This is a genomic window from Mesobacillus persicus (assembly GCF_900109925.1).
GTDB classification, from domain to species: Bacteria; Bacillota; Bacilli; order Bacillales; family Cytobacillaceae; genus Mesobacillus_B; species Mesobacillus_B persicus.
Genome location: NZ_FOBW01000004.1, coordinates 15,779 through 27,614, shown reverse-complemented (window position 1 = coordinate 27,614; position 11,836 = coordinate 15,779). Strand labels below are relative to the sequence as shown.

Below are 11,836 nucleotides of genomic sequence, written 5' to 3'. Positions count from 1 at the left end.
AGTCGACTGTACCACTGGTACAGTCGACTTTTTTATTCTTACTACTCGTTTTATGCTTGTACAGGTACTTGAAGGCCAAGGCCTTTCGCAATACGAGTACCGTATTCTGGGTCAGCTTTGTAGAAGTGTTGGATTTGACGAAGTTTAATTTCATCACTTTCAACTGGCTTCATTGCTCCGACAATCGTTTCGACAAGGCGAGCTCTTTCTTCTTCGCTCATCAGACGATATAAATCACCAGCCTGAGTGTAGTGATCATTATGATCATAGCTAACACTTTCGGCTACACCAGAAACTGGGAAACCAGTAGTGCGGTCTTGTGGAGACTCTTTTGGTCCGCTTAAGCTATTAGGCTCATAATAGACGCTGCTACCACCGTTGCTATCTGGACGCATGAATCCATCGCGCTGGTAGTTGTTCACTTCTGCTTTTGGACGGTTAATTGGTAGGGCATTATGGTTGGCACCTACACGGTAACGGTGTGCGTCAGAGTACGCGAACAGACGTCCTTGAAGCATTTTATCAGGTGATGCTTCAATCCCTGGTACAAAGTTTCCTGGAGATAGTGTTACCTGCTCGACTTCAGCAAAGTAGTTTTCAGGATTTTTGTTGAGGGTCATCTTACCAACCTCAATAAGTGGATAATCCTTTTGAGACCATACTTTCGTTACATCGAACGGATCCCAGCGGTAGGTATCCGCATCTTCTACAGGCATGATTTGAACATATAAAGTCCAAGATGGGAAATCTCCCTTATCAATTGCGTTGAAAAGATCCTCTGTATGGTAATCAGGGTTTTCTCCAGCGATCTTAGCGGCTACATCTGGAGCAAGGTTTTTAACTCCTTGATCTGTCTTGAAGTGATACTTCACCCAAACAGCTTCTCCTTCTTTGTTCACCCATTTGAATGTATGGCTACCAAAACCGTGCATATGGCGGAGGGTAGCGGGAATCCCACGATCAGACATTAAGATGGTTACCTGATGTAAGGATTCAGGGGAAAGGGACCAGAAATCCCAAACTGCATTAGGGTTTTTCAAATGTGTTTGTGGGTGTCTCTTTTGTGTATGAATAAAGTCAGGGAATTTAATTGCATCACGAATAAAGAATACTGGCGTGTTATTTCCAACTAAATCATAATTGCCTTCTTCAGTATAGAATTTAACGGCAAACCCACGTGGATCACGTACCGTATCGGCGGATCCAAGTTCACCGGCAACAGTTGAGAAACGGATGAACATTGGAGTTCGCTTTCCAACCTCTGAAAGGAAATCTGCCTTTGTATATTTGCTCACATCATTGGTTACTTCGAAGTATCCGTGTGCGCCCGCACCTTTAGCATGTACAACACGCTCAGGAACACGTTCACGGTTAAAATGAGCTAGTTTCTCTAATAAATGAACATCCTGGATCAGTGTTGGTCCTCTTGATCCGGCTGTAATTGAATTTTGATTGTCACCTACTGGGGCTCCCCAGCTTGTAGTAAGCTTCTTGCTCATCTTTCGTCCTCCCTTATGCTATCTTGTTACTAGTTATAATTAAAATAAACTAAGATTTATTTAAAAGTTAATCTTAATTTATAATTATTATAATATAGGTATCTCAAATAAGTCAACCAGATTTCTATTATTTAAATCTATTATTAATCTACCCTATAATGATAGGGGCAAACAAACCAGATATAATACTGCGAATTCAATGTTTCTCTATGGATTTTACTTATAAGGGAACGGACAAACAGCTTAAATTCTAATAGAGTTACGGGTATTTATTTAAAGAAATTGATAACAAGGATAGTTAGTACTTTAGTGTAATTGATTAAAAGTCGATGCAATTGAGAATAAGAGTGGCATCAAGAGGTATGTAGCTAAAATAAAAAAACAGGCGAATGAAACTACGCCTGCTTTTTAATATATTTGGTTTTAAGAACAGTTCAGTTAGAGGTGTTAATAGTGCCCCTTTGCTGAGGGGCGCCTTATTTTGTTAGCTACTCAACCTTTGCTGCTTGAATTTCTAGGGAGATTTTTACCTTATCACCGACAAGTACTCCACCTGTTTCAAGCGCTGAATTCCAAGTTAAGCCATAATCTGAACGATTTAGTGTTCCTTCTGCGCTGAATCCTGCTTTTTCATTGCCCCAAGGATCTTTCCCTTGGCCTTCAAAAGTGACATTGAAGGTTTCAGGTTTTGTAACTCCGTTAAGGGACAAATCACCAGTTACAGCATATTCCCCTTCATCCTTTTTCTCGACCTTCGTAGCTGTAAAGGTCATCTTTGGTTTATTTTCTACATCGAAGAAATCTGCTGAACGTAGGTGGTTATCACGATCCTCGTTCTTTGTATCCACACTAGCAAGGTCAACTGAGAAAGCAATGTCAGCTGTAGTCAAGTCGCTTGGATCTGCCTTGATAGTTGCATCGTAGGTATGAAATGCACCTTTTACATTTGTAAACATCATATGTCTAATAGAAAATTCTACACTGCTGTGTGTTGGGTCAACTGCCCATTTTGTATTTGTCATTTGGTTTCTCCTCCAATATTATCTCGATTTAAAAATAACTTAATTCGAGATAAATTATATCGTTTGAATATTCGTCCTGTCAACCAATTTGAAATATATTCAGAAAAAACTATAGAAGGTTGAACTGTAAGATCTTGAACTTACTGTGAACATTTGGGTTTCTCAATCGAAATGGATTGCAATTAGTCTATAATTAGTATGAAAATATAGGAATTGGAGGAATTGACTTGAAAACAGAATTAACTTTGGCGGTAAACCAACAGATTGCGAACTGGAGCGTTCTTTACATTAAACTACATAACTACCATTGGTATGTAACGGGTCCTGAGTTTTTTACCCTTCATGCAAAATTTGAGGAATTATATAATGAAGCGGCCCTACATATTGATGAACTGGCCGAGCGTTTGCTTGCATTAGGGGATAAGCCTGTTGCTACCATGAGCGGATGCTTAGAACTTTCTTCTATTAAAGAAGCAGAAGGTGGCGAAACAGCATCTGAGATGGTTGCGACTGTAGTAGAGGATTTTTCAGTGCTTATTACAGAATTAAAGAAAGGAATGGAACTAGCTGCCGGGACTAATGATGAAACGACTGGTGATCTACTATTATCCATTCATTCGAGCTTAGAAAAACATGTATGGATGCTTAATTCTTTCCTTGGAAGATAATAAAATGAAGACAGCCACCACGGCTGTCTGATTGCCGAGAAGGGTATCTTTCTCGGTAATTTTTTTGTCAAAATCAAAATTGCAAAATTTAATACAGATGATGTTCACTGCTAACTGGCCTGTTGACTTAATTCCGCTCAGTCCAGTTAGTGAAGAACAAAAAGGTACGACGAGCTGTCTCGGGACTTGTTGAAGGATGAAAATAAACGAGGGGAGTCTAGTAAGAAACCATCGTCATAAGCTCGATGAAGATGAAAACGCGTGGGAATCTAGCAAGAACTCATCTTCATAAGCCCGTTGTAGATGAAAACAAGGAGGAGCTCGTCCTCATAGACGTATCTAAGTTTTTCTTCCCTACCACAAAAATCGAGTCCCTTTCCAATCATCTTTTGAGGAAAATCAACAATATCCTTTAAAAAGCTTTGCTATTAAAAACGTCATAGGAACTTTTACAGTCATGTATCAGTCTGTAAAAATACATCCATAAACCGGTAGGTAAGTTTAAATATGGTAGTTTAACACCAGTGGGGTATTTTTCCGCACCTAGTACAAAGCCAGTCCACAGAAAGGACTCTAGTAACCTATCAACATCTTCCACTTTTTGGTTAATGATTCACTATGTTACACCTGATAGCCTACTAGTAGAGACATACGAGACTACTAGGAGGTACACAAATGAAAAACTTTAAAAAAATTGGACTAGCAATGGCAATGGTTGCCTCACTAACATTAACAGCTTTCCTTCCAAATGCAGATGCGGCTACACAATATACGGTTAAATCAGGTGATACACTTTGGAAAATTGCCTCTAAATATGGTGTGAGTTTAAATCAATTAAAACAGACTAATAATAGAACTTCTAACTTGATTTACCCTGGTCAAAGGCTAACTATTCCTAGTGTTACTGGCGTTACTGCAGCCGAAAAGGACTTAATGGCCCGCCTCGTGCATGCTGAAGCAAAAGGGGAACCATACGCAGGAAAAGTAGCAGTTGCGACGGTTGTTCTAAACAGAGTTGCTAGTAAGGAATTTCCTAACACTGTTAGCGGTGTTGTCCATGAAAAGGCGAATGGATATTATGCCTTTACTCCAGTTCAGAATGGCGAAATTAATAAACCAGCAGATGCGGAAGCGAAAAGAGCAGTAAATGAAGCCCTTACCTTCCGCGGGCAAGGAAGCGGATCATTATTCTTCTATAACCCAAAAACAGCAAGTAGTGAATGGATCTTCTCACGCCAGGTAACAGTAGTGATTGGAAATCATCGTTTTGCAAAATAATAGCCAACAAAAAGCGTAGGAGTATAAACTCCTGCGCTTTTTATATGAGAAAAAAGGGTGGATATTACAAGATTTAGATTTTTTTATAAATTTAAAAAATTAATTGAAATTCCCTAATTATAGTGGTTTAATAGTGTTTAGATAAAACACTTATCAGATATGTGATATCTCCAAAGGCGGTGAGAGTTACTTGAACGTGGAGAAGATTAGAAATAAAAAGGTTTCAGATCGTGTTGTAGAACAAATTGAATTAATGATTGAATCAGGGGAATTCACCATTGGCGAAAAACTCCCTTCTGTTCGCGAGCTTTGTGAATTGTTCGGTGTTGGGCGTTCCGCAGTTCGAGATGCGATAACAACCTTAAAGGGCAAAGGAACGGTTGAGGTTAAGCACGGTGAAGGAACTTATATCTGTGGTTTTGACTCTTCAAGCTTATTTAAGAGCCAAGTCCTACTGCCTAGCATCAAGGACGTTCATGAACTATTCCAAGTGAGGAAAATACTTGAAACAGGAATGGCGGAGATGGCGTCAATCAATCGCTCTGAAGAAATGATTTCTGAAATGGAGGTCCTCCTTTCAAACCAAACTGATACGGGATGGGGATCTGACTATAGCTTCCATATGTTAATTGCAAAGGCTTCAGGGAATGAAATCTTACTTCAGTTAGTAGAGTTTATTTCTTCAGCGATGAAGAAAGTCATGATTGAGTTCTACAAGCAAATTGAAGAGGATATAAGTCTCGTAAGAAAAATTGATCAGCAACATGTTACCATTCTTCAAGCAATAAAAGAGCAAAACCCAAAGCTGGCTGGGCAAGAGATGATGCTTCATCTAACAACTGTAGAGACGCTTTTGAAAAGTAGTGTTTTGGAGAAGGCATAAATATAAGGGGGTGTTGATTTGGTTACAGCAGAGCTACTAGCTGAATTGAAAGCGATTTTACCAGATGTGAAAGTGCTGACAGAAGACAGCAATGTTACCGTTTACCCACACACAGAGGAAGAAATCGCTCAGATTGTAAAGTACTGTAATGAACATACAAAAACCATTTCTATCATTGGCGGTGGTACAAAGAGCGGAGAAGGAACCTTAGTAGAAACAGTGGATATTAGGTTATCTTTAGCTGAATATACGGGGATTGTCGAGCATACAGTCGGGGATATGACCGTTACCGTAAAATCAGGTACCCGATATACAGAACTGCAAGAATATCTAGCTAAACATCACCAAAAAGTCGCACTTGATCCTTCGTGGCCAGAATTCGCTACGATTGGTGGAGTGATTGCCGCAAATGACAGCGGTCCCAAACGGTTGGGATACGGAACAGCTAGGGATTGTGTCATTGGACTTAGAACCATTTACCCGAATGGAAAAGTGATAAGGTCCGGTGGGAGAGTCGTTAAGAATGTCGCCGGTTATGACATGAATAAACTATTTATTGGATCAATGGGAACGTTAGGAGTTATTTCAGAAGTCACTTTGAAGCTTAGACCACTGCAAAAGTGTGAAAGCCTTCTTCTTGTATCCTTTCCAAGTGGCAATCTTGATGAAGTACGTGTGTTTGCAACGAAACTACTTGATTCGATGATGGAGCCTATCGCCCTAGAATTATTTAACCCAGCATTGGCAGCAAAGCTTTTGAATGAGAATGCCTATACTTTAGCAATTAGCTTAGAAGACGTAGAGAGTTCTGTTCGTTACCAAGAGGAATTTATCAAACGTCTCATCCCAGAACATAGTAACCTCACAATACTAGACGAAGATAAGGCTATCTCTTTCTGGAAGCAAGTTTATACAGCAGGACCAAAAGGAGGGCAAAGAGGTTCCGATATTCCTAGTGAGAAAATTGCCGCGTTAAAAATCGGTGTAGTCAATCTGAACATTCTTGAGGTGACAAGAGAGTGTCAATTAATCTCCGACAGCTATTCGGTAAAGGCAGAAGCGCATGGTGGGCTGGGTACTGGAATTTGCCAAATTGTACTTCGTGGATCTAGAGATGATGTTGAGCAATCAATCAGGCAATTGCGTGAGTTTGCTGTGAAATTGGGAGGTTATGCGATAGTTAAGCATTTGCCAGATTCCCTAAATGGTAAGGTTGATGTTTGGGGTGAAAAGCCCTCCTATTTCCCTCTTCTCGAAGGGATAAAAGTAAAAATGGACCCCAATAGAATTATGAATCCAAAACGATATATTGGAGGGATATAATTTGAGTTTAAGAGAGATGGACTTAAACCAGAATCCTGCTTGCGCAACAAATACCTTGAGCAACTACCTACCAAAAGATCACCCGGATGAAAATAAGTGGGCAGATTGTGTCCATTGTGGAATGTGCCTTGAGTCTTGTCCAACCTACGAGATAACAGGACAGGAACAACATTCCCCTAGAGGACGTGTTCATTTAATCAAATCAGTGGCTGAAGGAAAAATTGAGCTAAATGAATTTTTCTCCGACCCCGTTTTTGCTTGTTTAGATTGCCGTGCTTGTACAACTGCATGTCCAGCAGATGTCGATGTGGGTGGACTGATTGAAGAGGCTCGTGGCCAAGTTCGCCAAGCAATGCCTTTGACAGGATGGCAAGGTACTGTTAGTAAGCTTTTCTTAAAAGGAATCTTTCCAAAGCAAACACGCTTGAACAAATTAGGGAGTCTGTTAAAGTTTTATCAGAAAAGCGGTATGCAAACGGCTGTTAGAAAAACTGGTTTGATAAAGATTATGCCAGACCATTTGGTGGAGATGGAATCAATCATGCCTGAAGTAAAACCACCTGTAAAAGAAAAGTACAAAAATGAAAAGGTCATTAAAGCAAAGGGAGAAACAAAGCAGGAAGTTGCCTTTTTAACTGGATGCATTATGGATGTTATGTTCAGTGATATTAATCAGGCGACGATTAATGTATTAACTCGTAACGGAAATGATGTGAGTATCCCACAAAACCAGGGGTGTTGTGGTGCATTGCATGTCCATGCAGGTGACCGTGACACAGGCAGGGAGCTAGCCAAGAAAAATATTGAGGCTTTCAAAGACGCAGATAAAGTCATTGTAAATGCTGCTGGTTGTGGGTGTATGTTGAAGGAATATCCAGAGTTATTCCCAGATGACCCTGAGTGGCATGATAAAGCTGAAGAGTTTTCCAAAAAGGTTGAGGATATCTCGAAGCATTTGCATGATACTGGATACGAAAAGCCAAAGGCTGAGCTAAAAAAGCGAATTACTTACCATGATGCATGTCATCTTGCGCACGGTCAAGGGATCCGTCAAGAGCCGCGCGACATTCTCCTAGATATTCCTGGTGTGGATATGGTTCACATGCCGAATTCAGATCGCTGCTGTGGTAGTGCTGGGATTTACAATATAACCAATCCAGAAATGGCTGGGGCTGTTCTTGAGAATAAAATGCAGAGTGTTCCAGAAGATGTAGAGATGATTTCCATGGGGAATCCAGGATGCATGTTGCAAATGGCGATTGGGGTTCAGAAATACGGACGCAACCAAAAAGTTGTCCACACCGTTCAGCTACTTGACTGGGCTTATCAAAAAGAGGACGGAAAGGGGGATCTTTAATGGCAGCGGTAAAAACCATTAAGACAAAGGATAAACATATCCTCAACCTTGCTGCTATCGTTGGGGGAGGGCGTTCAATCCTTTATCACAAAGAGGATTTGCTCGCATATGATTGTGACGGATTTACAATTCACAAGCATTTACCGAAAGCGGTGGTCTTTCCTAAAGACACGCAAGAAGTAGCAGCGCTAGTAAAGTACTGCCATGAAAATGAGTTGCCCTTTCTCGCGCGAGGAGCAGGGACTGGATTAAGCGGTGGCGCGATTCCGTTAAATGAAGAAGTCATTATCTCGATGGTAAGAATGAAACGCCTTCTAAGTGTGGACATGGAAAATCGAAGAGCGGTCGTCGAGCCAGGGTTTGTCAATCTAAAACTAACGAATTCTATTTCGGATAAAGGCTATTATTATGCCCCTGATCCCTCAAGCCAATATTGCTGTACAATTGGTGGAAATGTAGCAGAAAATGCCGGCGGTGCTCACTGCCTAAAATATGGGGTGACTACGAATCATATTCTTGGCTTAGAAGTTGTCATGCCTAACGGTGATATTATTGATATAGGGAAAGACGGAGTTGCAGATGAACCTGGATACGATTTGCTTGGGCTAATCACTGGTTCTGAAGGAACATTAGGAATAGTGACTAAGATTGTTGTTCGGATCTTAAAGAATCCGGAAGCGAAGCAAACGGTACTAGCTTATTTTGATAAGGTTTCAGATGGGAGCCAAGCGGTTTCAGATATTATTTCATCAGGGATTGTTCCAGCAGCACTTGAGATGATGGATAAAACCGCAATTGAAGGGGTGGAAGCAGCGGCTTTCCCTGTCGGTCATCCGAAAGACATTGACGCTGTTTTGTTAATTGAAGTGGATGGAATTTCTGCTGGAATTGATGAACAAATTGAGGAAATTCTAAAGGTCTGCCGCAATCGGAATGTGCGTGAAGTAAAGGTAGCGCAAGATGAAGCAGAAAGAGGCCGCTGGTGGGCTAATCGAAAAACTGGGTTCGGAGCAATGGGCGCTATTTCTCCAGATTATCTTGTTCAAGACGGGGTCATCCCGCGAAGCAAGTTACCAGTCGTACTGGATAGAATTAATCAAATAAGTGATGAATACGGCCTCAGAATCGCAAATATCTTCCACGCGGGAGATGGCAACCTTCATCCACTCGTACTTTTTGATGCACGTGTACCTGGTGAAACAGAAAAGGCGTTAGAAGCAGGTAGCCTTTGTTTAAAGGTATGTGCAGATGTTGGCGGGACAATTACCGGTGAGCACGGTGTCGGGATAGAAAAGCGGGAAGAAATGCGTTTTGTTTTTACAGAGGAAGAAATCGCGGCTCAAACCGACGTCCGAGAAGTCTTTAATCCTAAGAATCTATTAAATGCTGGGAAGCTCTTCCCGTCGCCAGGTCGCTGTGTAGAGATAAAAAAGGAAATGAAAGCTGCTCAAACATCCTAGCAAGGGTATTATTTTTAAAATATTTAGAAAACAATTTGTAAGCGTATTAAAAATAGTGATATTATGTCCCTATGAGGTAAAGAGAATGGAGGAAATAGATAATGGCAGAGTATGTAAAGGTTGGTAATCTTCAAGTAGCAAAAGAACTTTATAATTTCGTTAATTCTGAAGTTCTCCCTGGAAGTCAGGTAGAAGGTAGTGCGTTTTGGCAAGGCTTTGGGCAGCTAGTTCATGATCTTGCTCCGAAAAATAAAGAACTTCTAACGATTCGTGATGAGCTCCAAGCAAAGATTGACCGTTGGCACCGCGAAAATGATTTTGATTTCAATCAGTATAAAGCGTTTTTAACAGAGATTGGTTACTTAGAGCAGGTAGTAGAAGATTACGAGATTAAAACAACAAATGTGGATGATGAGATTGCTATTCAAGCGGGACCACAGCTTGTTGTACCAGGTGATAATGCTCGCTATGCCTTAAACGCTGGTAACGCACGTTGGGGAAGCTTATATGACGCATTATACGGTACGGATGCAATTAGTGAAGAAAACGGTGCTGAAAAAGGCCGTGGCTATAATCCAGTACGGGGAGACAAAGTAATCCAATTCGGAAAGAGTTTCCTTGACCAAGCTGCACCATTAAAAGGAGCTTCACATGGGGAGGCTGTCCAGTATACCGTTGATAATGGGCAGTTGTCCGTCGAACTCGAAAGCGGAGAGAAAACTAGTTTAGTAGAATCAAATAAGTTCGTTGGTTACCAAGGTGACGAAGCAGCACCTAAAGCGGTATTACTAAAAAATAATGGGCTTCATTTTGAGATTCAAGTTGACCGCACCCATTCTGTTGGAAAGACAGACAAGGCAGGCGTGAAAGATATTCTAGTAGAATCTGCTGTTACAACGATCATCGACTGTGAAGATTCAGTTGCAGCGGTTGATGCAGAAGATAAGACGCTTATTTATCGAAACTGGCTTGGTTTAATGAAGGGTGACTTAACGTCCACCTTCCATAAAGATGGGAAAGCATTAACTCGAGCATTGAATCCCGACCGTACCTATACATCTGGTTCAGGAGCAGAGGTTACGCTTCGCGGTCGTTCTATGCTATTTATCCGAAATGTAGGTCATTTGATGACAACGAATGTTGTTTTGGATGAAAATGGCCAGGAAATTCCAGAAGGCATTCTTGATGGTGTGTTTACAAGTCTAATCGGTAAACATACGATTTTAGGAAATGGAAAGTACCAGAACTCGTTAAAAGGTTCAATTTATATTGTAAAGCCAAAAATGCATGGTTCCGCAGAAGTCGCATTTGCGAATGAGCTGTTCAACCGTATTGAGGATTTAATTGGCGTGGAGCGTCATACATTAAAGATTGGGGTTATGGATGAAGAACGCAGAACCTCTCTCAACTTAAAGAATTGTATTAGTGAAGTTAAAGACCGGGTTGTCTTTATTAACACTGGATTCCTTGATCGTACCGGAGATGAAATGCATACTTCGATGGAAGCGGGTCCAATGGTACGTAAGGGCGATATGAAATCTTCCACATGGTTACAAGGTTATGAAAAATCAAACGTGTATACTGGTTTGTCTGTAGGATTCCAAGGAAAAGCTCAAATTGGTAAAGGGATGTGGGCAATGCCAGACATGATGGCCGATATGATTCAGCAAAAAGTAGGTCATCCAAAAGCTGGAGCCAATACAGCATGGGTTCCTTCTCCAACAGGGGCAACATTACATGCACTCCATTATCATCAGGTTGATGTAAAGGAAGTCCAAGATGGTTTGAAAAAAGAAGTGAAAGATTTACGCGATGATATTCTTCAAATTCCTGTTGCAGAAAATGCAAATTGGTCACCTGCCGAAGTCCAAGAGGAGCTTGATAACAATGCCCAAGGAATTCTTGGCTATGTTGTCCGCTGGGTTGAACTTGGAGTCGGATGTTCAAAAGTTCCGGACATCAATAATATCGGTTTAATGGAAGACCGTGCGACATTGAGAATTTCTAGTCAGCATATGACAAACTGGTTACGCCATGGGATTTGTTCGGAAGAGCAAGTGATGGAAACACTAAAGCGGATGGCAAAAGTGGTAGATGAGCAGAACGCAGGAGATTCTGAATATCGCCCGATGGCAGTCGACTATGATAATTCTGTTGCTTTCCAAGCTGCATGCGATCTTGTCTTCAAAGGGCTTGAGCAGCCAAATGGCTATACTGAGCCAATCCTTCATAGCCGTCGTCAGGAAGCAAAAGCTAAATTTGCTACACAACATTAAGAATCATCGTTATTTCTACAGGACATTCTCATAAAAGGATTGTCCTGTAGAATTTCTTTTTTACATATTG

General features: G+C 41.0%; 9 protein-coding genes. 7 read left to right on the top strand and 2 right to left on the bottom strand.

What is annotated here, in order from left to right; genetic code table 11:
* Positions 1-50: 50 nt before the first annotated feature.
* Positions 51-1,499 (bottom strand): catalase KatA, encoded by a 1,449-nt coding sequence (gene katA / locus BMX30_RS07035; RefSeq protein WP_090742854.1) that lies wholly within the window; start codon positions 1,497-1,499, stop codon positions 51-53.
* A 488-nt stretch (positions 1,500-1,987) separates the two neighbouring features.
* On the bottom strand, positions 1,988-2,521 hold the full coding sequence (locus BMX30_RS07030; protein ID WP_090742851.1) for a YceI family protein: 534 nt from the start codon (positions 2,519-2,521) through the stop codon (positions 1,988-1,990).
* Positions 2,522-2,748: 227 nt separating this feature from the next.
* On the opposite strand from BMX30_RS07030, the gene BMX30_RS07025 reads away from it, so the two are divergent.
* The 7 genes from BMX30_RS07025 to BMX30_RS06995 all read left to right on the top strand — a co-directional run bounded on the left by BMX30_RS07025 (position 2,749) and on the right by BMX30_RS06995 (position 11,766).
* Positions 2,749-3,189: a Dps family protein gene (locus BMX30_RS07025; protein ID WP_090742849.1), complete on the top strand. Its 441-nt coding sequence runs from the start codon at positions 2,749-2,751 to the stop codon at positions 3,187-3,189.
* Between the two features lie 705 nt (positions 3,190-3,894).
* Positions 3,895-4,467, top strand: a complete 573-nt coding sequence (locus tag BMX30_RS07020; RefSeq protein ID WP_244532533.1) for a cell wall hydrolase — start codon at positions 3,895-3,897, stop codon at positions 4,465-4,467.
* A gap of 196 nt (positions 4,468-4,663) precedes the next feature.
* Positions 4,664-5,350, top strand: a complete 687-nt coding sequence (locus BMX30_RS07015; protein ID WP_342028063.1) for a FadR/GntR family transcriptional regulator — start codon at positions 4,664-4,666, stop codon at positions 5,348-5,350.
* A gap of 18 nt (positions 5,351-5,368) precedes the next feature.
* Positions 5,369-6,673 carry an FAD-binding oxidoreductase gene (locus tag BMX30_RS07010; RefSeq protein ID WP_090742840.1) on the top strand — a complete coding sequence of 435 codons (1,305 nt, stop codon included), beginning with the start codon at positions 5,369-5,371 and terminating at the stop codon, positions 6,671-6,673.
* 1 nt (position 6,674) lies between these two features.
* Positions 6,675-8,030 (top strand): (Fe-S)-binding protein, encoded by a 1,356-nt coding sequence (locus tag BMX30_RS07005; protein WP_090742837.1) that lies wholly within the window; start codon positions 6,675-6,677, stop codon positions 8,028-8,030.
* The gene (locus BMX30_RS07000; RefSeq protein WP_090742835.1) at positions 8,030-9,490 is read left to right on the top strand and encodes an FAD-linked oxidase C-terminal domain-containing protein; all 1,461 of its coding nucleotides are present in this window, start codon (positions 8,030-8,032) and stop codon (positions 9,488-9,490) included. The genes BMX30_RS07005 and BMX30_RS07000 overlap by 1 nt, the downstream gene beginning before the upstream one ends.
* A gap of 101 nt (positions 9,491-9,591) precedes the next feature.
* Complete coding sequence (locus tag BMX30_RS06995) at positions 9,592-11,766, top strand: malate synthase G (RefSeq protein ID WP_090742832.1); 2,175 nt, start codon at positions 9,592-9,594, stop codon at positions 11,764-11,766.
* Positions 11,767-11,836: the final 70 nt, after the last annotated feature.

Excerpts from the sequence above, each read along its gene's own strand:
- BMX30_RS07030 (WP_090742851.1), bottom strand. The coding sequence starts at position 2,521 with ATGACAAATACAAAATGGGCAGTTGACCCAACACACAGCAGTGTAGAA.
- BMX30_RS07020 (WP_244532533.1), top strand. The coding sequence starts at position 3,895 with ATGGCAATGGTTGCCTCACTAACATTAACAGCTTTCCTTCCAAATGCA.
- BMX30_RS07000 (WP_090742835.1), top strand. The coding sequence starts at position 8,030 with ATGGCAGCGGTAAAAACCATTAAGACAAAGGATAAACATATCCTCAAC.
- BMX30_RS06995 (WP_090742832.1), top strand. The coding sequence starts at position 9,592 with ATGGCAGAGTATGTAAAGGTTGGTAATCTTCAAGTAGCAAAAGAACTT.
- katA (WP_090742854.1), bottom strand. The coding sequence starts at position 1,499 with ATGAGCAAGAAGCTTACTACAAGCTGGGGAGCCCCAGTAGGTGACAAT.